This window comes from Streptomyces sp. CB09001, from assembly GCF_003369795.1.
Classification (GTDB): Bacteria; Actinomycetota; Actinomycetes; order Streptomycetales; family Streptomycetaceae; genus Streptomyces.
In genome coordinates, this window is sequence record NZ_CP026730.1 from 333,241 (window position 1) to 355,145 (window position 21,905).

Below are 21,905 nucleotides of genomic sequence, written 5' to 3' on the forward strand. Positions count from 1 at the left end.
ATCACGACCGTGCATGCCATGCAGTACACCTTCACCCTGCCCGCCGACTACCCGATGGGCGTCATCAGGGAGCGGGTGGCCCGCACCGGGCATCTGCTGGACGACTGGCCGGGACTCGGGCTGAAGGCGTATCTGATCCGCGAGCGGGGCGAGGACGGTTCGCCGGTCAACCAGTACGCGCCGTTCTACCTGTGGCACACCGTGGAGGGCATGAACTCGTTCCTCTGGGAGGGCGCCTTCCAGCGGCCCACCGACGACTTCGGCAGGCCCGCGGTCCGGCAGTGGACGGGCCTGGCGTACGAGGAGGGAGGCACCGCCGGCGGCCCCGCGCGGCACGCGGTCCTGCGGCGGCACCGGGTGCCGGAGGGGGTGCCGCTGTCGGAGGTGGCGGCGGACGCGGTGCGGGAGACCGGGCGGCTGGCGGCCACCGGTGGGGCGCTGCTCGCCGCGGCGGTCGTCGACACCGGGCGCTGGGAGCTGGTGCACTTCTCACTGCACGCGGGCGGCGCGCCCGACGGGGTGGAGGGCGAGGTCTTCAAGGTGCTGCACCTGTCCGCGCCGGGGCGGGCCCTGCTGCCGAGGGGGCGCCAGTGGTGAGCGCCGTCCGCACGGTCCTCGGGGACGTGCCCGGCGGGGAGTTGGGGGTGTGCGACGCCCACGACCACCTGTTCTTCGCCAGCCCCCGGCTGCCCGGTGAGGAACTGCTCGACGCCGCGGCGGCACGGGCGGAGCTGGCCGCATTCCGGGCACGGGGCGGCGGCGCGGTGGTGCAGTGGACGCCGTACGGACTGGGCAGGCGGGCCGCCGATCTGCCGGCTCTGTCCCGGGACACCGGCGTCCACGTGGTGGCCGCCACGGGACTGCACCAGGACGTCCACTACGACCAGGACACGCTCGCCGCGCTGCGGGGCCGGGCCGCCGAGGTCTTCGTGGCCGAACTGACCCGGGGCATCGGGACGTCGGGCGTCCGCGCCGGGCTGATCAAGGTGGCGGGCGGCTTCCACGCGCTCGACGGGCACGCGCGGTGGACCATGTCGGCGGCGGCCGAGGCGCACCACGCGACGGGGGCGCCGATCGCCGTGCACCTGGAGCTGGGCACCGGCGCCCTGGACGTCCTGGAGCTGCTGTGCGGCGAGTCGGGCGTCCCGCCGCACCGGGTGATCCTCGGTCACCTCAACCGCTCCCCCGACCCCGTGACCCATCGGCAGGCCGCCGCGTCGGGGTGCTGGCTGGCCTTCGACGGACCGTCGCGGGCCCACCACGCCACCGACTGGCGGATGCCGGACGCCGTGCGGGACCTCGCCGAGGCGGGTTTCGGCGACCGGCTGCTGCTCGGCGGCGACACGACCACGGCGTCCGCCCGGTCGGTCGACGGGGGCCCGGGGATGCCGTACCTGCTGCGCCGCGTGGCCCCCCGGCTCGCGCTCGCCGTGGGCGAGGAGCCGGTGCGGCGCGTCCTCACCGAGAACCCGGCGCGGGCGTTCGCCGTCGACTGGCGCTGACGCGCCCCTTCCACCGACTTGTCCCGGCCCCGTCCGACAGGAGATCACTCATGCCCTTCGTCCGCATCGACGCGCACGGCTGCGGCACCGGCGACGACCGGCTCGACGCGCTCGGGCGGGCCGTGCACGATGCCCTGGTCGAGACGCTCGGCATCCCCCGCGACGACCGCTTCCAGGTCCTGACCGCGCACGATGCCGCCGCCCGCACCCTGCGCCACGACGACTACCTGGGGGTGCGCCGGGACGCGGGCATCGTGTTCGTGGCGATCACGCTGCGGGCCGGCCGGACGACCCGGCAGAAGGAGGCGCTGTACGCCCGGATCGCCCAACTCGCCGAGGAGTATGCGGGGACGGCCCCCCGCAACGTCTTCGTCACCCTGACCGAGAACACCTCCGCGGACTGGTCGCTCGGCAACGGGCTGGCGCAGTACGTAGGGTCGGGGTCATGCTGAGACTCGGAATCCCCGTCGTCGGTGTCACGGACCTCCCCCGCGCGGTGGCGTTCTGGACGGCCGCGCTGCCGCTGGTGGCCGTGGAGGAATGGCAGAGCGAGACCTGGCGCACACTGGAGTACGCGGACGGCTCCGGGCGGGCCCTCGGCCTGCTGCGCAGTGACTCGCCGCCCGAACCCCGGCCCCGGCTGCACCTCGACCTGTTCACGGACTCGGCCGAGGAGCAGCGGGCGGAGGTGCGGCGGCTGATCGGCCTCGGCGCGCGGGCCGTCGAGTGGGACCTGTACCCGCCCGACCCCGACTTCGTCGTCCTGGCCGACCCGGACGACAACATCTTCTGCGTCGTCGACCTCGGCCACGCCCCGAGCGGAAGCGACCGGCCCGCGCCCTGAGGCGTGGGCACGTCCGGCTGCCTACGCCGGCACGCCCAGCGGGTCGTCCAGGACCGGCTGCCAGGCCAACTCGGCCGCGCCGACCAGGCTGTTGTGGTCCAGGCCGCAGGGCAGGATGGGCACCCCGCCGCTCTGGCCCCACAGGCTGCGCCCGGCGACGACCGCACGCAGCCGCTCGGGGTCCGCGTCGAGGAGCGCCCGGTGCAGTCCGCCGAGGATGATGCGGTCCGGGTTGAGGATGTTCACCAGGCCCGCGAGTCCCAGGCCGAGACGGTCGATGAGGGTCTCGGTGGCGGTGCGGACGGCCGGGTCGGCGTAGTGCTCGCGGATCAGGTCGTAGGACTGCTGGAGCAGGGACACCTCGGGTCCCGGTTCGCGTCCGGCCGCCGTGAGGAAGGCCAGCGGGTCGGTCTCCACGTCCAGGCAGCCGCGGCTGCCGCAGTGGCAGGGGCGGCCCTCCGGGTTGACGGTGAGGTGGCCGACCTCCAGGGCGAGTCCGGAGCTGCCGGTGTGCAGACGGCCGTCCAGGACCAGCGCACCCCCGACGCCGCGGTGGCCGGTGGCCACGCACAGCAGGTCGCGGGCGCCCCGCCCGGCACCGTGGCGGTGCTCGGCGAGGGCGGCGAGGTTGACGTCGTTGGCGGCGAAGGCGGGCCCCTCGATCCCGGCGGCACGCACCTGCTGCGCGAAGATCTCCCGCACGGGCGCGCCCGCGGGCCAGGCAAGGTGCAGCGGGTTCAGGGCCAGGCCCTCCGGTTCCGCGACGGCGGACGGCACGGCGAGTCCGGCGCCGACGCAGCGCCGCCCGGTCTCCCGCAGCAGTTCCGCGCCCGCCTCGACGACGGAGCCCAGCACCTTCGCCGGGTCGGCGTCGACGACCTCGCAGCCGGGCGCGGTGGCGACGATCCGGCCCCCGAGGCCGACCAGGGCCGCGCGGAATCCGTCGGCGTGGATCTGGGCGGCGAGGGCGACCGGCCCGTCCTCGGCGACCGAGAGACGGTGCGAGGGGCGGCCCTGGGAGCCGGCCGCCGCGCCGGGCCTGGCGTCCACCCGGATCAGGCCGAGCGCCTCCAGCTCGGCGGCGACCGCGCCCGCCGTGGCCCGGGTCACGCCCAGTTCCGCGGTGAGGACGGCCCGGGTCGGGGCGCGCCCGGTGTGCACGAGCTCCAACGCGGGTCCGAGCGCGCCGCGCCCCCGGTCCAGCCGCGTCCTCGAGGTGGTCCCTTCCCCCGCCGCCCGGGGGTCCGCCTTGCCGCTCATGAGGGGGAGTCTCCCATGATCCGTCCGCACGGGGTGCCTAGAAGCCACTGACCCGGAGCGTGATGTTCAGCCGCCCCTGGAGTCCCAACTCGGGCGGCGCGGTGCCCGGGTGCACCCTCGGCACCCCGTGGTACGCGAGCCGCGAGGGGCCGCCGAAGACGAACAGGTCGCCGCTGCGCAGCTCGGTGTCGGTGTAGGGCCGGGTGCGGGTCTCGGGGTTGCCGAAGCGGAAGACGCAGGTGTCGCCGAGGCTCAGGGAGACCACGGGGGCCTCGGAGCGCTCGTCGGCGTCGCGGTGCATGCCCATGCGGGCGTGGGCGTCGTAGAAGTTGATCAGCGCGATGTCGTACGGCGCCGGTGCCACCGCTTCGGCGCCGAGCGCCTCGCTCACCGCGCGGCGGGCGAGGTCGCCGAGCCGGGCCGGGAAGGGCTTGACCGGGGCTCCGTCGCCGTCGACGGCGGTGCGGGCGTAGCCGTACGGGTACCAGTGCCGGCCGAGGCAGACCTGCTGTGCGGTCATGGTGCCGCCGCCGGGGGTGCGCACCGTGCGCAGTCCGGCGGGCGGGCGCGCCCAGTCGCGGCAGGCCTCCACCAACTCGCGCTGCAGTGCCGGGGCCAGCCAGTCCGGGACGTGGACGGCACCGGGCGCGGTCTCGGCCCGGGTCCTGGGGAACAGCTCGGCGTCCATGCCCCCATCCTGCCTCCGCGCCCCGCTCCCCCGGCGGGACCGGCGCTGAGCTGCGGCTCGGCTAGCCTGGACCCACGATGAACGACCGCAGCACGAACGACCGCAGCGACCACGACGACCGCATGACGACCCCGTGGGGCGAGCACGTGCTGTCCCGGTTCCCCGAGGACCCGCGCGACCGGCTCCGTGCCTGGGACGCCTCCGACGAGTACCTGCTCGGGCACCTCGCGGAGCGGGAGGTCCCGCTGTCCGGCACGGTCGTGGTGGTCGGCGACCGCTGGGGCGCGCTGGTGACGGCGCTGGCTGCGCACCGTCCGGTGCAGATCACCGACTCCCACCTCGCGCGGGAGGCGACGCGGGTCAACCTGGAGCGCGGCGGTGCCGAGCCGGGCTCGGTGCGCCTGCTCACCACGCAGGACCCGCCGCCGGACCGCGTCGACGTGCTGCTGGTGCGGGTGCCGAAGAGCCTGGCGCTGCTGGAGGACCAGTTGCTGCGGCTGGCGCCCGCGCTGCACGAGGGCACGGTCGTGGTCGGCACCGGGATGGTCAAGGAGATCCACACCTCGACGCTCCGGCTGTTCGAGCGGATCGTCGGCCCGACCAGGACGTCACTGGCCGTGAAGAAGGCCCGGCTGATCTTCGCGGAGCCGGATCCCGCCCTGAAGCGGCCCGCCAACCCCTGGCCGCTCGGCTACCGGCTGCCCGACGACATCGGGACGCTCTCCGGCAGGCCCGTCGTCAACCATGCCGGGGTCTTCTGCGCCGACCGTCTCGACATCGGCACCCGCTTCTTCCTCCGGCACCTGCCGGACCCCGGGGCCTTCCGGCGGGTGGTGGACCTGGGCTGCGGCAACGGAGTGGTCGGTACGGCGGTGGCGCTGGCCGATCCCGGCGCGGAGCTGCTGTTCACCGACGAGTCGTTCCAGGCCGTGGCCTCGGCCCGGGCGACGTACCGTGCGAACGAGGTCGCGGGCCCGGCCGAGTTCCGGGTCGGCGACGGGCTGGCCGGGGTGCCGGACGGCAGTGTCGACCTGGTCCTGAACAACCCGCCGTTCCACTCCCACCAGGCGACGACCGACGCCACGGCGTGGCGGATGTTCACCGGGGCGCGGCGGGTGCTGCGCCCCGGCGGCGAACTGTGGGTGGTCGGCAACCGGCACCTGGGCTACCACCTCAAGCTGCGGCGCCTGTTCGGCAACAGCCGGCTGGTGGCGGGCGACCGGAAGTTCGTGGTGCTGAAGGCGGTCAAGGAGTAGCCGGGGGAGGGGGAACGGGCGCGGTCGGGGTCACCACCTGGATGAGCGTCGCCACCGTCCGGACCGTGGCCTCCCGTCCCGCGGTGAGGTGGCCGCGCGCGTCGACCTTCTCGGGACGGGTCGCGAGGTGCTCCCGGATCGCTCCGGTCATGGCGACGTTGAGCGCGGTGCCGACGTCGGCTCTGTCATGCCGCACACTCCCGCCCACGCATTGATTGTTTCTGCAAGATATAGCGAACTTTCAATCACCATCATGCAATTCGAGGAAAGGATGCGTGCGCTAGGGTCGGCGGGGATCGAGGAACGGAGGCGCGGATGTCGCGCGACGCCCGCTGGAAGGCGCTGCTGGAACTGCTCGTCGAGCGCGGCCGGCTGGACGTCGAGGAGGCGGCGACCGAGCTGGAGGTCTCGGCCGCGACGATCCGCCGTGACTTCGACCGGCTCGCCGAGCAGCAGATGCTGGTGCGCACGCGCGGCGGCGCGGTGGTGCACGGGGTGTCGTACGAACTGCCGCTGCGTTACAAGACCGCCCGCCGCGCCTCGGAGAAGCAGCGCGTCGCGCAGGCGGTCGCCGCCCTGGTGGCGCCCGGCGAGGCGGTGGGACTGACCGGGGGCACGACCACCACGGAGGTGGCGCGCGCTCTGGCCGTGCGCGCCGACCTGGCCTCCGGCACCCCCGCGCTGACCGTGGTGACCAACGCGCTCAACATCGCCAACGAGCTGGCCGTCCGCCCGCAGTTCAAGATCGTGGTGACCGGCGGGGTGGCCCGGGCGCAGTCGTACGAGCTGATCGGGCCGCTCGCGGACGGCGTGCTGGGGCAGGTGACGCTCGACGTGGCGGTCCTCGGAGTCGTCGCCTTCGACGCCGCCCACGGTGCCGCGGCCCACGACGAGGCGGAGGCCGCGATCAACCGGCTGCTGTGCGAGCGCGCCGAGCGGGTGGTCGTGGCCGCCGACTCGAGCAAGCTGGGGCGGCGGGCGTTCGCCCGGATCTGCGCGACCGAGTCCGTGGACACGCTGGTGACGGACGCGGCGGCCGATCCGGAGCTGGTGGGGCGGTTCGAGGAGGCGGGGGTCCGGGTCGTCACGGCCTGAGGGGGTGTCCGGCGGCCCGGCCGCGCCCGCGGCGGTGCAGGTCAGTGCCCGTGGCCGTCGGCGTGTTCCGGTGTGGCGCCCGGGTCGGCCTCCGTCGTCGCACCGGTCGTCGAGTCCGTCGCCGATCCGGCGCGCACGGTGAACGCCGCGGTGTGGACCTCGCCCCGGTGCCGGAAGTCCAGGAAGAGGCGGTAGGTGCCGTCGCTGGGCGCGGTGGCGGTGAACGAGATCTCCGGGCCCGGCGCGGTGGTGCCGTCGCCGGGTTCGCCGTTCGGGTGGACGTGGAGGTAGGCGAGGTCGCCGGAGCGCAGGGCCACGAGGTGGCCGTAGGCGCCCAGGTACGGCTGGAGGTCGCCCACGGGTTCGCCGTCGCGGGACACCTTCAGCTTCAGCTCGCTCGCCCTGCCGGGGCGCAGGGAACCGTCGAGTTCGACCTCGTAGCCGTCGGTCCGGGCCGTGCCGTTCGGCGCCGGGAGCCGTGCGGGCTCGTATCGGCCCGAGGCGGCCAGGTCGGCGCCGAGGGTGAGGTTCTCCGCGTCCGCGCCGGACGGGGTGAAGTCGGCGAAGACCCGGTAGCCGCCCGCGGCGGGCAGGTCGACGGGGGTGCTCCAGGTGCCGTCGGCGGCACGGGTGGGGTGCAGGTGGCGGTAGGTGACCAGATCGCGTGAGGCCAGGATGAGGTGGAGTTCCTTCTCGTGCTCGCGCTGGAACGCGGTCACGGCCGCGCCGCTCGCGTCCCGGACCGTGAAGCGCAGCTCGGTGCGCTGACCGGCGGTGACGCGCGGAGTGGCGAGGTCGAGGGTGTAACCGCCCTCGGAGATCCGCAGGCCGCCGGCCGGGGTGCTCTCGTGACCCCCTTGGGCACCGCCCCGCGTCGGCCGCGGCGTCGGTTCACGCGGCCCGTCCGGTTCGCCGTGCTCGTCGTGGGGCGCGGGCGCGGCGCCGTCCGCGACGATCGGGTCCATCCCCGTGCCTACGCCGTAGGCGGTGCCGAAGGTGGCGGCCAGCGCGGCGGCGAACGCGGTGATCCTCAGTCCGGTGTGCATGACGGTCGTCCTCTCCTCGGATCAAGGCTCCGGCTCACTCGGAGGCCTCTTCATGCACTTCACCATACCCCTAGGGGGTACCCAGTCAAGCGAAGGGGACGCTTGCTTTCGGTACCCCCTAGGGGTATACATGGATGCGACGGACGGATACCCCCGCCCCGTATTCGCGACCACACCTCCGGAGGAAGCAATGCCCTCGAACGCCACCGCCCCCGTCACCACCGCCTACGCCGTCGCGGGCATGAGCTGCGGTCATTGCAGCGCGACGCTCACCCGGGTGATCGGCGAGCTGGCCGGTGTCACCGGTGTCGACGTCGAGCTGGACACCGGCCGGGTCACCGTCACCGCCGACGCCGAGCCGGACGACGCCGCGATCGCCGAGGTGGTCGAAGAGGCCGGGTACGAGCTGACCGGCCGCGTCTGACCGACCCGCACTCCCCCGCCGCACCGCCGGGACCCGCGACACCGGGTCCCGGCCGACGACCCCGCATCAGGAGCAGCCATGACCACCAGTACGACCAGCCCACCAGCCGAGGTGGAACTCGCCATCGGCGGCATGACCTGTGCCTCGTGCGCCGCCCGGATCGAGAAGAAGCTCAACCGGTTGGAGGGGGTCACCGCGACCGTCAACTACGCGACGGAGAAGGCCAAGGTCAGCTACGGCGCTGACGTGTCCGTGCCGGAGCTGATCGCCACCGTCGAGGCGACCGGGTACACGGCCCGCGAGCCCGAACCGGCGCGTACCGACGCCGGGCCCGGGCCGGGGGACGCCGAGACCGTCGACGAGCTGCGGCCCCTGCGCGAGCGGCTGGTGACGGCGGTGGTGCTGGCGGTCCCGGTGATCGCGATGGCGATGGTGCCCGCGCTGCAGTTCGAGTACTGGCAGTGGCTGTCGCTGACGCTCGCGGCGCCCGTGGTGACATACGCGGCCTGGCCCTTCCACAAGGCGGCGTTCACCAACGCCCGGCACGGCGCGGCCACCATGGACACCCTGATCTCGGTCGGCACGTCCGCGGCGTTCCTGTGGTCCCTGTGGGCGCTGTTCCTCGGCACCGCGGGCACGCCCGGCATGACCCACCCCTTCGAGCTGACCATCGCCCGCGGCGACGGCTCCGGGAACATCTACCTGGAGGCCGCGGCGGGCGTGACCGCCTTCATCCTCGCCGGGCGCTACTTCGAGGCACGGTCCAAGCGCAAGGCCGGTGCCGCGCTGAAGGCGCTGCTGGAGCTGGGCGCCAAGGACGTCACGCTCGTGCGGGGCGGCCGTGAGGAGCGGATCCCGGTGGGGGACCTGAAGGTCGGGGACCGGTTCCTGGTCCGCCCCGGCGAGAAGATCGCGACCGACGGCACGGTCGTCGAGGGCAGCTCAGCGATCGACGCGTCGATGCTCACCGGCGAGTCGGTGCCGGTCGAGGTCGGCACCGGCGACGGGGTCACCGGGGCGACGGTGAACGCGGGCGGCCGGCTGGTGGTCGAGGCGACGCGGGTCGGCACGGACACCCAACTGGCGCGGATGGCCAGGCTGGTGGAGGACGCACAGAACGGCAAGGCCGCGGCCCAGCGGCTCGCCGACCGCATCTCCGGTGTCTTCGTCCCCGTCGTGATCGCCCTCGCGCTGGCCACCCTCGGCTTCTGGCTCGGCAACGGCTCCGGAGCGGCCGCCGCGTTCACCGCCGCCGTCGCCGTCCTGATCATCGCCTGCCCCTGCGCGCTGGGCCTCGCCACCCCGACCGCGCTGATGGTCGGCACCGGGCGCGGCGCCCAGCTCGGCATCCTCATCAAGGGGCCCGAGGTCCTGGAGTCCACCCGCAAGGTCGACACCGTCGTCCTGGACAAGACCGGGACCGTCACCACCGGCCGCATGACCCTGCTCGCCGTGCACACCGCCGACGGCACCGACGAGACGGACGTGCTGCGGCTGGCCGGGGCCTTGGAGCACGCCTCGGAGCACCCGATCGCGCAGGCGGTGGCCGCGGGCGCCACCGAACAGGTCGGCACCCTGCCCGCCCCCGAGGACTTCGCCAACGTGCCCGGTCTCGGGGTGCAGGGCGTCGTCGAGGGCCACGCGGTCCTGGTCGGCCGCGAGAGGCTGCTCTCCGAGTGGGCCATGGAACTGCCCGCCGAGCTGGCCCGCGCGATGGCCCGGGCGGAGGCCGCCGGCCGCACCGCGATCGCCGTCGCCTGGGACGGTGAGGCCCGGGCCGTCCTGGAGGTCGCCGACGCGGTCAAGGACACCAGCCGCGAGGCCGTCACCCGGCTGCGGGCGCTGGGCCTGACGCCGGTCCTCCTCACCGGCGACAACCGGGCCGTCGCCGAGGCGGTGGCCGCGGAGGTCGGCATCGCTCCCGAGCACGTGATCGCCGAGGTCATGCCCGAGGACAAGGTCGCCGTCGTCAAGCGCCTCCAGGGCGAGGGGCGTTCGGTGGCGATGGTCGGCGACGGTGTGAACGACGCCGCCGCACTCGCCCAGGCCGACCTGGGTCTCGCCATGGGCACCGGCACCGACGCCGCCATCGAGGCGGGCGACCTCACCCTCGTCCGCGGCGACCTGCGCGCCGCCGCCGACGCCATCAGGCTGGCCCGCAGGACACTCGGCACCATCAAGTCCAACCTGTTCTGGGCCTTCGCCTACAACGTCGCCGCCCTGCCGCTCGCCGCCGCCGGACTCCTCAACCCGATGATCGCCGGAGCGGCCATGGCCTTCTCCTCCGTCTTCGTCGTCGGCAACAGCCTGCGCCTGCGCGGTTTCAAGGCGGCGGACTGACCCGCCGCCGCACCGGGCCGCCGCCGACTCCACGAGGGTCGGGCGGCGGCCCGCCGTCGTGCGTGGACCCGGCCGGGCCGGCCCGCGGCGCCCGGACCGGGCCCGCCTCACCTCGGGCCGTCCCCCGGACGGGCCCCGCCCGCGCGCCGCCGGATCCGCGCACGACCAGGATGGCTGGGGTCCCGTCTCCCCGCGGAGCAGGAGCCCATGACCGAACCGACCTGCGCCGACGGCGGCGCCCCCGGCCCGCTCGGGCCGCCTCCCGGCCCGGGGTCCGCCCGCAAGCGGGCCCTCGGCGCCGTACTCGGGGATCTGCGGGCCGTGGACGGCGCGTTGTACGCGGCGGTGGCCGCCACGTCCACGCCCACGCTCGACCGGGCGCTGCGGCGCCTGTCCCACGCCGCGGACCATTCGAAGCTCTCGCTGGGGATCGCCGCCGCACTCGCGCTGAGCGGTACGCGGGCGCGGCGGGCGGCCCTGGTCGGCGTGGGTGCGGTCGCCGTGGCGTCGGCCTCGGCGAACCTGCTGGGCAAGCGGCTGGTGCACCGGGCACGCCCGGACCGGGAGGCTGCGCGGGTGACGGTGGACCGGTACGTCCCCATGCCCGCGTCGGCGTCGTTCCCGTCGGGGCACACGGCCGCGGCGGTCGCGTTCGCCACCGCCGTGGGCGTCGTCCTGCCCGAGGCCGCCCTGCCGCTCGGCGCGCTGGCGAGCGCCGTCGGCTACTCCCGGGTCCACACCGGCGTGCACTATCCCGGTGACGTCGCCGCGGGCGCCGTCCTGGGCATCGCCAGTGCGGCGGCCGCGCTGGCGGCGGCGCCTGCCCGGGTTCGTCAGCCGAACACCTTGACGGCCTGGTAGTACGTCCAGGCCGTGCTGTTGCAGGCGGTCTTGGTGGCCCCGCCGTAACCGGCGCAGACGCGCTTGAGGTCCTCGTAGAAGGCGCTGTCGAGACGGGACTTGTTGGCGCTGAAGCTGCCCGCGTCCTTGTAGTTGCGGTAGCCGAAGTCGTGCCGTGCGCAGGAGGTGCTGAAGGGGAAGCCGAACGGGTTGTCCGGCGAGGAGGAGCAGTAGTCGGTGGTCCAGTCGAAACCGTAGGCGGACCACGCGGACTTGTTCGCCCGTGCGGCCGTCCAGGCCTGGTAGCTGGACGCGCTGGTCTGCGTCCAGCTCGCGAGTACCTGTGCCTTGTCGGCGGGAGCGGCGTCGGCGGCCGCGGCGGTGGCGACGACGGTGGTCACGGCCAGCGCCGCGGCGGTGAGTCCGGTGGCGAGTCTGCGGTGCATGCCCACACCTCCATGAGGACGCGGCCCGCCCCTCGGACCGCAGGTTCATGCCAAGATGATGCGCATCTCCACCACCCGTTCACACCTGTGGCGGCCCAACTCGCTGTGAACAATCCGGCTTTGGGACGTTACGCGTGCTCTGCGGGGGCCCAGTCGGGGTGGCCGCCGTGCATCGCGGAGTAGAAGGGGTCACCGGCGGCGATCTCGCCCGCGCGCACCGGCCGTCCGGTGAACGCCGCCTTGTACAGGGCTGCGGCGAACTCCAGCGTGGCGCGGGCCTCCTGGCCGCTGCCGGGCGGGCGGGCCCCGGCGTCCCAGGCGTCCAGTACGGCGCCGAGCTGCGCCGTGTGGGAGCTGGGCACGTCGGCGTCGGGGGTGCGCCAGGCGGCGGCGCGGGCGGGTGCGACGTGCCGGGCCGGGGTGTAGGTCCAGTCGTCGTTGCGGTGGCCGTACAGGTGGGTCAACTCGACCGTCGCGTCGGCACAGTCGACGCGTATCCGGCTCACCTCGTCCGGGGAGAGCACGCTGTTGACGACGGTGGCGAGGGTGCCGCTCTCGAAGCGCACCAGGGCGGTGGAGACGTCCTCGCTCTCGGTGTCGTGCACCAGACGCGAGGCCATGGCCCGTATCTCCGCCCAGGGGCCGAGCAGATGCAGCAGCAGGTCGTACTGGTGGATGCCGTGGCCCATGGTCGGGCCGCCGCCCTCGGTGGACCAGCGTCCGCGCCAGGGCACCGCGTAGTAGGCGGCGTCGCGGTGCCAGGTCGTCTGGCAGTGGGCGACCAGCGGGGCGCCCAGTGCGCCGCCGGCGATCAGGTCGCGGGCGTGCGCCGCGCCGGAGCCGTACCGGTGCTGGAAGATCACGGACGCGTACGCCCCGGACGCCTCCTCGACCGCCGCGATGTCGTCGTACTCGGCCAGGGAGAGGCACAGCGGCTTCTCGCACAGCACCCACGCACCGGCCTTCAGCGCGGCCACCGTCTGCTCCCGGTGCAGCGAGGGCGGTGTGCCGACCAGGACGAGGTCGGGCCGTACGGCGTCCAGCATGGCGCCCGTCGACGCGTACCCGGCGACGTCGCCGGGCGCCTGGGCGCGGAAGGCGTCGAGGCGCGCGGGATCTACGTCGACGGCGGCGACCAGTTCGGTGCGGTCGGCGTGGGCGGCGAGGGCGGCCAGGTGGCCGCCGGTGACGATGGCACCGGTGCCGACCACCGCGACCCGGCGCCGGGCGGGACGTAGGGACATGCGGTCCTCCTCGGACGGCGACGCGGTCGCACGCGCCCGTCGGCTAGAAAGCGCTTTCAAGCAGGGCCGACCCTAAGCGGCGACCGATGGCCCGGACAACCCCCACCGTTTGCGGGCCGGGCCTACGGCTGGTCGACTGGCGCGGGGGGACCGGGACCGGCGGTTATCGCGCCGGCCCGCTCTTCAGTCCTCTCCGGAAGGAGTCCAGGCGTGAGTTCCCCGAAGCCGAAACCCTCGTCGTCCGTGGAGCACCGGTCGGACGGCAGCCAGCCCTGGCTGCACCAGAAGGGCCGGACCATTCAGGAGTTCGGCACCGTCAAGCAGTTCCCCGTGGCCCTGACCATGGACACCCGGCTCTACTCCTGCCAGCGGCTCAACAAGGTCCTGGCGGACACCCGGATCCTGCACGATCTGTACAAGAAGTACCACTGGCTGATGCGCGGGGCGACGTTCTACCAACTGCACCTGCTGCTGGACAAGCACGCGGGTGAGCAGCTGGAGCTGATCGACACCGTCGCCGAACGCGTCCAGACGCTCGGCGGCGTCGCGGTCGGCGACCCCCGGCACGTCGCCGAGATCACCACCGTGCCGCGCCCGCCGGACGGGGTGGAGGAGGTGCCGTCGATGCTCTCGCGGCTGCTGGCGGCGCACGAGCTGATCCTGACCGAGTGTCACGACGCGGCGGCCCGCACCCAGGAGTACGGGGACGACGGCACCAACGACCTACTGGTCTCCGAGGTCCTGCGGACCAACGAACTCCAGGCGTGGTTCGTGGCGGAACACCTCGTGGACACGCCGCTGGTCCACGCCTGACCCGGCCGGCATGGCGCACACCGGCGAGGACACCGACGACGGCCCACCGGCGCCCGGGCGGTGGGCCGCCTTCCGGCGGTCGCCGTTCTGGCCGGCCACCGTGCTGGTGGTGATCGTCGCGGCCGCGGCAGGGCTCTTCGCGGGCTCGTACACCTACTCGATGGCGAACCCGACGCCCCGTCTGATCCCCACGGCGGTGGTCGGCTCGTACGAGCAGGCCGGCGGCCGGGCCTATCTGCACGGCCTGGAACAGGCGCTGGACACCTCGGTGAAGGTGCACCCCTACGAGACCCGTGCCGCGGCCCGCCGGGCGATCGAGCAGCAGGAGGTCTTCGCCGTCTTCGAGCTGCGCGACGACGGGCGGGACGCCGTCCTCGACGTGTCCGGCGCGTCCGGCGCCTCGGTCGCCGAGCTGCTCGCGCAGACGGCACCGGCCGTGGGGAAGAAACTCGGCGTCCAGGTCACCGTCCGGGACGTCAACCCCCTCCAGCGGGGCGACCCGCGCGGGCTGGCGATCTTCTACATCTCGCTGGCCGCCGTGATCATCGGCTTCGTCGGGGCGATCCAGCTCAGCGTGCACGCGCGGACGCTCACCCCGATGGAGCGCATCCTGTTCACGGTGGCGTACGCGCTGCTCGGCGCCTTCGCCATCGCCGCCGGGGTGGACTGGCTGCTGGGTGCGGTCGACCTGCCGTTCGCCGAGTCGTGGGCGATCCTCGCGCTCACCATGTTCGTCTCCGGCATGGTCTTCACCATGTTCAACACCATGTTCGGCCGCTGGGCGATGCTGCCGACCTGGGGCCTGATGGTGATCATCGGCAACCCCTCCTCGGGCGGCGCGGTGTCCTGGCCGCTGCTGCCGTCCCCGCTGGGGGTGATCGGCCGGTGGCTGCCCCCGGGGGCCTCGGTCAACGCGCAGCACACCGCGGTGTACTTCCAGGGCCACCAGCACGCGTTTCCGTTCCTGGTGCTGGGCGGGTGGGCGCTGCTGTCCTGCACGGTCTTCTGGGTGTGGCGGCACCGGCATCCCGGCGGCCGCGACAAGGACCCGATGGGGGCGGACGACTCCTGAGCGGTCCGTCGTGGGCCTCTGTCGTGAGCGCCGGGCTGCTGCGATCATGATGCGCGAGTCACCCGCTCTCGGGAGTCCCGGCCGTCGGGAGTCCCCGCTTCCGGTTGGAGTGCACATGGCCCTCGACGTCGACGCGATCCGCGCCCAGATACCCGCCCTGAAGTCCGGCTCCGCCCGCTTCGACGCGCCGGGCGGCACCCAGACCCCGCAGCCGGTCATCGACGCGATCGCCGAGGCCCTGGCCAACCCGCTGGCCAATCGCGGCCGGACGACCGAGGGAGAGCGCAACGCGGACGACATCGTCGCCGGCGCCCGCGGCGCCCTCGCCGACCTGCTGGGCACCGACCCACGGGGCGTCGTCCTCGGCCGCAGCGCGACGCAGCTCTCCTACGACCTGGCCCGGACGCTCGCCAAGTCGTGGGGACCCGGGGACGAGGTGGTCGTCACCCGGCTGGACCACGACTCCAACATCCGGCCCTGGGTCCAGGCGGCGGAGGCGGTGGGCGCGACCGTCCGGTGGGCCGACTTCGACCCGGCGTCCGGGGAACTGCGTCCCGAGCACGTCGCGGCGGTGCTCTCCCCGCGCACCAGGCTGGTGGCGGCGACGGCCGCCTCCAACCTGATCGGCACGATGCCCGACCTGCCCGCCCTCGCCCGGCTGGCGCACGGCGTCGGCGCCGTGTTCCACGTCGACGCCGTGCACTACGCCTCGCACGCCGTCGTCGACCCGGCGGCCCTCGGCGCGGACACCCTGGTGTGCTCGCCGTACAAGTTCCTCGGACCGCACCTGGGGGTGCTCGCGGCCCGGCCGGAGTTCCTGGAAGGCCTGCGCCCCGACAAACTGCTGCCCTCCAGCGACGCAGTCCCCGAGCGCTTCGAGCTGGGCACGCTGCCCTACGAGCTGTTGGCCGGCGCCCGCGCGGCGGTGGACTTCCTCGCCGGTCTGGAAGCGGACGCGTCCGGCAGCCGCAGGGACCGGCTCGTCGCCTCGTTCGCGGCGCTCGAGGCGCACGAGGACGTGCTGCGCGAGCGGATCGAGCGGGGGCTGGCCGACCTCGGCGGCGTCACCGTGTACTCGCGGGCCGCCCGGCGCACCCCGACCCTGCTGTTCACGGTGGCCGGCCTGGGCCCGGCCGACGTGTACCGGCAACTGGCCGAGCGGGGCGTCGACGCGCCCGCCGGGTCCTTCTACGCCCTGGAGGCCTCGCGCCGCCTGGGCCTCGGCGACGGGGGCGCCGTCCGGGTCGGACTGGCGCCCTACACCAGCGCGGACGACGTGGACCGCCTGCTGGCCGCGCTGGCCGGCCTCGACCGCTGAGGCGCGCGGCCTCACGACGGCGGCCTCACGACGGCGGCCTCACGGCAGCGCTACGGTCACCTCGCCCTCGCCCTCCGCGCTCGCGCCGCCCGCGACCCGGACGGTGAAGGGGCGGTCGGTGCCGCTCGCGGTGACCCGCAGGACGTCCCCGTCGCGCCGCACCCGGAAGGTCGCGGCCGGTGTGCCCAGCAGGTCGGGCACGGTGACCTCGGCCGCGTAGTCGGCGTCGTCGGCCGGGTGGACCAGCAGGGTCGGGGCGTCCAGCCAGTCGCCGTCGGGCCGCTGGTCGTCCGAGCCCAGCGGCAGGACGGCGCCCTCGCGGACGTACAGCGGCAGGCTGTCGTAGCCGTGCCGTTCGGTGCGCCAGGCCGGGCCGGTGACGCGCTCGCCGGTCAGCAGGTGGGTCCAGGTGCCCTCGGGGAGGTAGACCTCGACCTCGCCGTCCTCGGTGAAGACCGGGGCGACCAGGACGTCGGAGCCGAGCATGTACTGGCGGTCCAGCGGACGGCACGCCGGGTCGTGCGGGAACTCCAGGACCATCGGCCGCATCATGGGCACGCCGGTGCGGTGGGCCTCGGCGGCGACGCCGTACAGGTAGGGCATCAGGCGGTGCTTGAGGAGGGTGAAGCGGCGGGCGACGTCGACGGCCTCCTCGCCGAACTCCCACGGCACCCGGTACGACGAGGAGCCGTGCAGCCGGCTGTGCGAGGAGAGCAGGCCGAAGGCCAGCCAGCGCTTGAAGACCGCCGGGTCGGGTGTGCCCTCGAAGCCGCCGATGTCATGGCTCCAGAAGCCGAAGCCGCTCAGCGAGAGGGACAGGCCGCCCCTGAGCGACTCGGCCATCGCCTCGAAGGACGACCAGCAGTCGCCGCCCCAGTGGACGGGGTACTGCTGGCCGCCCGCGGTCGCGGAGCGGGCGAAGAGGACGGCCTCGCCCTGGCCGCGCTCCTTCTCCAGGAGTTCGAAGACGGTGCGGTTGAACAGGTGCGTGTAGTAGTTGTGCATGCGCACCGGGTCGGAGCCGTCGTGCCAGACCACGTCGGTGGGCACGCGCTCGCCGAAGTCGGTCTTGAAGCAGTCCACGCCCTGGTCGAGCAGCGGCTTGAGCTTGCCTGCGTACCAGTCGCGGGCGGCGGGGCTGGTGAAGTCGACCAGGCCCATGCCGGCCTGCCACAGGTCCCACTGCCAGATGTCGCCGTCCGGCCTGCGCACCAGGTGCCCGAGGGCGGCGGCCTCGTCGAACAGCGGGGACTTCTGGGCGATGTAGGGGTTGATCCAGGCGCTGATCCGCAGGCCCTTGGCCTTGAGCCGGGCGAGCATGCCGTCCGGGTCCGGGAAGACGTCCGGGTCCCACTCGAAGTCGCACCACTGGTACTCGCGCATCCAGAAGCAGTCGAAGTGGAAGACGGAGAGCGGGATGCCGCGCTCGGCCATGCCGTCCACGAACGAGGTCACCGTCTGCTCGTCGTAGGAGGTGGTGAAGGACGTGGTGAGCCACAGGCCGAAGGACCAGGCCGGCGGCAGGGCGGGGCGGCCGGTGAGGGCGGTGTAGCGGGTGAGGACGTCCTTGGGGGTGGGGCCGGCGACGACGTAGTACTCCAGCGTCTGGTCCTCGACGCTGAACTGGACCTGGCCGACGGACTCGGAGCCGACCTCGAAGGAGACCGCGCCGGGGTGGTTGACGAAGACGCCGTAGCCGCGCGAGGAGAGGTAGAACGGGATGTTCTTGTAGGCCTGCTCGCTGCTGGTGCCGCCGTCGGCCTGCCACATGTCGACGACCTGGCCGTTCTTGACGAACGGGGTGAAGCGCTCGCCGAGCCCGTAGATCTGCTCTCCGACACCGAGGGCGAGGCGGCTGAGCATGTGGTGGGCGCCGTCGCCGGTGGTGGCGAAGGCAGTGCCCTTGGCGTCGGCGCGGGTCAGCTCACGCCCGTCCGCGCCATGGAAGGTGAGGCCCCAGGGGCCCTCTCGGTCCAGGCGGAGGGTGAGCGGGCCGCTGGTCAGCTCGGTGACGGTGCCGTCCTGGCGTACCTCGCCGGCGCCGTCCGCCGCCCCGGAGAGGGTGAAGTCTGGGCCCGGCCGGCGCTTGCCGGCGTGGTGGGTGACGCGGACGCCGATGACGCCCTCGGCGGGTGAGAAGCACTCGACCGTGAGGAGCGGCGCGTTGAGCGTGTCCCCCCTCCGCGTCACCTTCTTCACGGCGGCGTGGGCGGTGAAGCGCTTCGATTCGGGGCGTACATCGCGTACCTCGGTGGCGTACGAGAGATGCACGCCCTCGCGGATGAGCCAGAAGCCGTCGGTGAACTTCATGATCTTCCTTGGGTGGGGCGGGAGCTGTCGGGGTGGGAGCACGGGGGCCGTCTCACAGCGTTTTGATCGTACACAAAACAAATCCCGACGCCGAGGTGTTCACACCGGCTCCAGCGCGCTGAACTGGCATTATTACGCAAGAGAACGGTCTCCTCACCCCGCGGAACGTAGAGAGCGGGGCCACTTTGCTCTAGCGCGGAAGCGGGTTCGTGACGTATTAGTCATCACATCAAACAAAACAGTTCGGCGAGGAAGCCGGACGGTACGACAGCAAGGGCCCGCACCATGTCGAAGCGCTTCACCTCGCTCGCCTTGACAGCACACCCCCCGGCTGCCGCGCGCCGCGGGCGAGGACGCTCACGCCGAGTCGTCGCCCCGTTCACCGCGGTGTCCGTGCTGGTCGCCGGGGCGGCACTGGCCGGCTGCGGACAGCAGCGCGACGCCGGCACGTACACCGTGATGAACTCCTCGACCGACGAGTCGTACCACCGCTGGGACGCGGAGGCGATGGCCCGTTGCGGCAAGGAGCTGGGCGTCACGATCGAGCAGCAGAGCGTCCCGGCGGCACAGGTGATGACGAAGGCGCTGCGCATGGCCTCGTCCAAGTCGCTGCCCGACATCGTGCAGTTCGACGCGTCCGAGATGCCGACCTTCGCCGACGCGGGCGGCCTGGTCGACCTCCGGACCCTCGGGCTGAGCACCGACGACGTCCCCGACGGGATCGTGGACTTCGGTTCGTACAAGGGCACGTACTACGGCGCGGCCCGCTCGGTGAACACGCTCGCCCTCTTCTACAACAAGGACGTCCTCGACAAGGCGGGCGTGCAGGTGCCCACCACGTGGGCCGAGCTGCGGGAGACGGCGAAGAAGCTCACGCGGGGCAAGCAGTACGGCCTGGCGCTCAGCGCGGGCGGTGCGGAGGACGGCGTCTTCCAGTTCACGCCGTTCATGTGGTCCAACGGGGGTGACGAGACCGACCTGGACGGCCCGAAGGTGGTCGAGGCCCTGGACTACTGGAAGGGTCTGCTGAAGGACCGTTCGCTGTCGAAGTCGACGGTCAACTGGACCCAGGCGGACGTCAACGACCAGTTCATGGCCGGGAACGCGGCGATGATGATCAATGGCCCGTGGCAGGTGGAGACGCTCAACAGCGACAAGTCGCTGCACTGGGGCATCGCGCCGATCCCGGTGCCCGAGGCCGGGGACGACTCGGTCGGCCCGCTCGGCGGTGCCGTCCTCACCGTGCCCAACACCGGTGACGAGGCCCGGGAGAAGACGGCCGGCAAGATCGTCGCGTGTCTGGCGAGCGAGCGGGAGCAGCTGACCTACGCGCTCAACAGCTGGATGGTCCCGGCCAACGCCGAGGCCGCCGCCGCCTGGCGCGAGAAGGTGCCCGAGCTGGACTCCCTCGCCGACCAGGTGGCCGTCGCCCGGTCCCGGACGGCGAAGCTCGGCGCCGGCTGGTCGAGCGTGTCACTCGCGCTGCAGAGCGCCTTCCAGTCGGCCCTGACCGGCCAGTCCAGTGAGACCGCCCTGAAGCGCGCCCAGCAGCGGGCCACGAGCGGGAACTGAGGTACGCCCCCATGACCACGCCCATGCCCACCTCCACCGCCGCCGCGCAGGCGCCCGCGAAGGCGTCCACGTCGCCCGCCGCGCCGGACCCCGGCCGGATCGCGCGCCGCCGCCGGCTCACCCAGTGGGGGTTCGTCGCCCCCGCCGTCGTCTTCATGCTGCTGTTCTTCGGCTACCCGCTCGTGCGCAACGTCGTGATGAGCTTCCAGGACTACACGCCGAAGACCTTCTTCACCGGTGAGGCGCCCTTCAACGGTGCCGACAACTGGTCCAACGTGTTCCAGGACGCCCTGTTCGGCAAGGCGCTGTGGCACACGCTCGTCTTCACGGCGGGCTCCCTGCTCGGCCAGTTCTGCATCGGCCTGGCGCTCGCGGTGTTCTTCAGCCGCCGCTTCCCCCTCAACGGTGTGCTGCGCTCGCTGATCCTGCTGCCCTGGCTGGTGCCCATGGTGGTGTCCGGCATCGTTTGGCGGCGCATCCTCGACCAGGACACGGGCGTGCTCAACTCGTTCCTGGACACGCTCGGGATCGGCGGTCACACGCCCTGGCTGACCAGCCCGGAGATGGCCCTGCTCTCGGTCATCCTGGTCAACATCTGGATCGGCATCCCGTTCAACATGGTCATCCTGTACGGCGGCCTCCAGGAGATCCCGAAGGAGCTGCACGAGGCGGCCGCGCTGGACGGGGCCTCTGCCTGGCGGACCTTCCGTTCGGTGACCCTGCCGATGCTCAAGCCCGTCGTGACGGTGGTCCTCGTGCTGGGCTTCATGTCGACGGTGAAGATCCTCGACCTGATCCTCGCCCTGACCGACGGCGGCCCGGCCGACGCCACCCAGACGCTCGGCACCCTGACCTACCAGAACTCGTTCGTCCAGCTGGACTTCGGCGCCGGCGCCGTCGTCGGCAACGTACTCATCCTGATCTCCGCCGTGTTCGCGGTGTTCTACCTGCGGGCCAACCGCACCGAGGGGAAGTGACGTCCATGGCCTCCCACACGCCCACCGCCTCCCGGCGCCGCTGGGGCTCCACCGTCGCCGGCGTTCTGATCCTGTGCGTGATGCTGTTCCCGCTGTACTGGATGCTCAACACCGCGCTCCAGCCCGACTCGGGGCTGCTCCAGGTCGACCCGGTGCCGGGCAGCCTGGACTTCTCCGGCTTCTCCAAGGCGATCAGCGACCAGGGCGGGCACCTGCTGACCTCGCTGGCGGTCTCGCTCGGCGCGGTCGCCATCTGCCTGGCGGTCTCGGCGCCCGCCGCGTACGGTCTCGCGCGGTTCGGGCTGCGCGGCTCGCGCACCATCGTGTTCGGCACGCTGATCACCCAGATGGTGCCGGGCATCGTCATCGCCAACGCGCTCTACAACTCCTACGTCGACCTGGGCCTGGTCAACTCCTACTTCGGGCTGATGCTGGCGGACGCCTCGCTGGGCATCCCGTTCTCCATCGTGCTGATGCGCTCCTTCATGGTGTCCATCCCGGGCGAGGTGATCGAGGCGGCGCAGATCGACGGCGCCGGTCCGGTCCGCACCTTCGTACGGGTGGTGCTGCCGATGAGCCGCAACTCGCTGATCACGTCGGGGTTGTTCGCGTTCCTGTTCTCGTGGAGCGACTTCATGTTCGCGCTCACCCTGAACACGACCGACGAGGTCAAGCCCATCACCCTGGGCATCTACCAGTACATCGGCGCGCACGTCGGCGACTGGGGCTCGGTGATGGCCGCGTCGGTGCTGTCCGCGGTGCCCGCCGCGATCCTCCTCGTCCTCGCCCAGAAGTACATCGCCGCCGGGATCTCCGGCGGCTCCGTCAAGTGACCCCCGCACCGCCCCGAACGCATGG

At 73.1% G+C, this 21,905-nt stretch carries 22 protein-coding genes; 15 read left to right on the forward strand and 7 right to left on the reverse strand.

Annotated features, from left to right (window positions below):
* The first annotated feature begins 9 nt into the window (after window positions 1-9).
* The 4 genes from C4J65_RS01645 to C4J65_RS01660 are packed head-to-tail and all read left to right on the forward strand — an operon-like array spanning window position 10 to window position 2,346.
* Window positions 10-597 carry a DUF4865 family protein gene (locus tag C4J65_RS01645; protein WP_115740729.1) on the forward strand — a complete coding sequence of 196 codons (588 nt, stop codon included), beginning with the start codon at window positions 10-12 and terminating at the stop codon, window positions 595-597.
* A complete protein-coding gene (locus C4J65_RS01650; protein WP_115746249.1) occupies window positions 594-1,502 on the forward strand; it encodes a phosphotriesterase in 909 nt (302 codons plus the stop codon). The genes C4J65_RS01645 and C4J65_RS01650 overlap by 4 nt, the downstream gene beginning before the upstream one ends.
* 50 nt (window positions 1,503-1,552) lie before the next feature.
* Window positions 1,553-1,954 carry a tautomerase family protein gene (locus tag C4J65_RS01655; protein ID WP_115740730.1) on the forward strand — a complete coding sequence of 134 codons (402 nt, stop codon included), beginning with the start codon at window positions 1,553-1,555 and terminating at the stop codon, window positions 1,952-1,954.
* The gene (locus C4J65_RS01660; protein WP_162832971.1) at window positions 1,948-2,346 is read left to right on the forward strand and encodes a VOC family protein; all 399 of its coding nucleotides are present in this window, start codon (window positions 1,948-1,950) and stop codon (window positions 2,344-2,346) included. Before C4J65_RS01655 ends, C4J65_RS01660 begins: the two co-directional genes overlap by 7 nt.
* Window positions 2,347-2,367: 21 nt before the next feature.
* On the opposite strand, the gene C4J65_RS01665 is transcribed toward C4J65_RS01660, so the two are convergent.
* Window positions 2,368-3,606 carry an ROK family protein gene (locus tag C4J65_RS01665; protein WP_115740731.1) on the reverse strand — a complete coding sequence of 413 codons (1,239 nt, stop codon included), beginning with the start codon at window positions 3,604-3,606 and terminating at the stop codon, window positions 2,368-2,370.
* A gap of 37 nt (window positions 3,607-3,643) precedes the next feature.
* Complete coding sequence (locus C4J65_RS01670) at window positions 3,644-4,294, reverse strand: alpha-ketoglutarate-dependent dioxygenase AlkB (RefSeq protein WP_115740732.1); 651 nt, start codon at window positions 4,292-4,294, stop codon at window positions 3,644-3,646.
* Window positions 4,295-4,416: 122 nt separating this feature from the next.
* Between C4J65_RS01670 and C4J65_RS01675 the strand changes: the two genes are divergently transcribed.
* Window positions 4,417-5,550: a methyltransferase gene (locus C4J65_RS01675; RefSeq protein ID WP_115746251.1), complete on the forward strand. Its 1,134-nt coding sequence runs from the start codon at window positions 4,417-4,419 to the stop codon at window positions 5,548-5,550.
* Here the strand turns inward: C4J65_RS01675 and C4J65_RS01680 are convergent.
* A complete protein-coding gene (locus C4J65_RS01680) occupies window positions 5,540-5,746 on the reverse strand; it encodes a hypothetical protein (RefSeq protein WP_205350943.1) in 207 nt (68 codons plus the stop codon). The genes C4J65_RS01675 and C4J65_RS01680 overlap by 11 nt on opposite strands.
* A 119-nt stretch (window positions 5,747-5,865) precedes the next feature.
* On the opposite strand from C4J65_RS01680, the gene C4J65_RS01685 reads away from it, so the two are divergent.
* Window positions 5,866-6,645: a DeoR/GlpR family DNA-binding transcription regulator gene (locus C4J65_RS01685; RefSeq protein ID WP_115740733.1), complete on the forward strand. Its 780-nt coding sequence runs from the start codon at window positions 5,866-5,868 to the stop codon at window positions 6,643-6,645.
* Window positions 6,646-6,686: 41 nt separating this feature from the next.
* On the opposite strand, the gene C4J65_RS01690 is transcribed toward C4J65_RS01685, so the two are convergent.
* Window positions 6,687-7,691 carry a hypothetical protein gene (locus C4J65_RS01690; RefSeq protein WP_115740734.1) on the reverse strand — a complete coding sequence of 335 codons (1,005 nt, stop codon included), beginning with the start codon at window positions 7,689-7,691 and terminating at the stop codon, window positions 6,687-6,689.
* Between the two features lie 190 nt (window positions 7,692-7,881).
* Here C4J65_RS01690 and C4J65_RS01695 point away from each other — a divergent pair, with 190 nt between their 5' ends.
* The 3 genes from C4J65_RS01695 to C4J65_RS01705 all read left to right on the forward strand — a co-directional run bounded on the left by C4J65_RS01695 (window position 7,882) and on the right by C4J65_RS01705 (window position 11,316).
* Entirely contained in the window at window positions 7,882-8,115 is a 234-nt protein-coding gene (locus C4J65_RS01695; RefSeq protein WP_115740735.1) for a heavy metal-associated domain-containing protein, read from the forward strand.
* A gap of 78 nt (window positions 8,116-8,193) precedes the next feature.
* Window positions 8,194-10,455 carry a heavy metal translocating P-type ATPase gene (locus C4J65_RS01700; RefSeq protein ID WP_115740736.1) on the forward strand — a complete coding sequence of 754 codons (2,262 nt, stop codon included), beginning with the start codon at window positions 8,194-8,196 and terminating at the stop codon, window positions 10,453-10,455.
* A gap of 207 nt (window positions 10,456-10,662) precedes the next feature.
* Window positions 10,663-11,316: a phosphatase PAP2 family protein gene (locus C4J65_RS01705; RefSeq protein WP_115740737.1), complete on the forward strand. Its 654-nt coding sequence runs from the start codon at window positions 10,663-10,665 to the stop codon at window positions 11,314-11,316.
* On the opposite strand, the gene C4J65_RS01710 is transcribed toward C4J65_RS01705, so the two are convergent.
* Both C4J65_RS01710 and C4J65_RS01715 read right to left on the reverse strand, forming a co-directional pair.
* Entirely contained in the window at window positions 11,289-11,741 is a 453-nt protein-coding gene (locus C4J65_RS01710; RefSeq protein WP_115740738.1) for a phospholipase, read from the reverse strand. The genes C4J65_RS01705 and C4J65_RS01710 overlap by 28 nt on opposite strands.
* A 128-nt stretch (window positions 11,742-11,869) precedes the next feature.
* Entirely contained in the window at window positions 11,870-12,985 is a 1,116-nt protein-coding gene (locus tag C4J65_RS01715; RefSeq protein ID WP_115740739.1) for a Gfo/Idh/MocA family oxidoreductase, read from the reverse strand.
* Window positions 12,986-13,195: 210 nt separating this feature from the next.
* Here C4J65_RS01715 and C4J65_RS01720 point away from each other — a divergent pair, with 210 nt between their 5' ends.
* The 3 genes from C4J65_RS01720 to C4J65_RS01730 all read left to right on the forward strand — a co-directional run bounded on the left by C4J65_RS01720 (window position 13,196) and on the right by C4J65_RS01730 (window position 16,188).
* The gene (locus C4J65_RS01720; protein ID WP_115740740.1) at window positions 13,196-13,798 is read left to right on the forward strand and encodes a DNA starvation/stationary phase protection protein; all 603 of its coding nucleotides are present in this window, start codon (window positions 13,196-13,198) and stop codon (window positions 13,796-13,798) included.
* 10 nt (window positions 13,799-13,808) lie between these two features.
* Window positions 13,809-14,870, forward strand: coding sequence for an ABC transporter permease (locus C4J65_RS01725; protein ID WP_115740741.1), 1,062 nt, complete (start codon window positions 13,809-13,811; stop codon window positions 14,868-14,870).
* 115 nt (window positions 14,871-14,985) lie between these two features.
* Window positions 14,986-16,188, forward strand: a complete 1,203-nt coding sequence (locus C4J65_RS01730) for a cysteine desulfurase-like protein (protein ID WP_115740742.1) — start codon at window positions 14,986-14,988, stop codon at window positions 16,186-16,188.
* 39 nt (window positions 16,189-16,227) lie between these two features.
* Here the strand turns inward: C4J65_RS01730 and yicI are convergent, their stop codons facing one another.
* The gene (yicI, locus tag C4J65_RS01735; protein ID WP_115740743.1) at window positions 16,228-18,498 is read right to left on the reverse strand and encodes an alpha-xylosidase; all 2,271 of its coding nucleotides are present in this window, start codon (window positions 18,496-18,498) and stop codon (window positions 16,228-16,230) included.
* Window positions 18,499-18,783: 285 nt separating this feature from the next.
* Between yicI and C4J65_RS01740 the strand changes: the two genes are divergently transcribed.
* The 3 genes from C4J65_RS01740 to C4J65_RS01750 are packed head-to-tail and all read left to right on the forward strand — an operon-like array spanning window position 18,784 to window position 21,880.
* Window positions 18,784-20,070, forward strand: a complete 1,287-nt coding sequence (locus C4J65_RS01740) for a sugar ABC transporter substrate-binding protein (protein WP_162832972.1) — start codon at window positions 18,784-18,786, stop codon at window positions 20,068-20,070.
* A 23-nt stretch (window positions 20,071-20,093) separates the two neighbouring features.
* The gene (locus tag C4J65_RS01745) at window positions 20,094-21,047 is read left to right on the forward strand and encodes a sugar ABC transporter permease (protein ID WP_162833528.1); all 954 of its coding nucleotides are present in this window, start codon (window positions 20,094-20,096) and stop codon (window positions 21,045-21,047) included.
* Window positions 21,048-21,052: 5 nt separating this feature from the next.
* The gene (locus C4J65_RS01750) at window positions 21,053-21,880 is read left to right on the forward strand and encodes a carbohydrate ABC transporter permease (protein WP_115746253.1); all 828 of its coding nucleotides are present in this window, start codon (window positions 21,053-21,055) and stop codon (window positions 21,878-21,880) included.
* The last annotated feature ends 25 nt before the right edge of the window (window positions 21,881-21,905 follow it).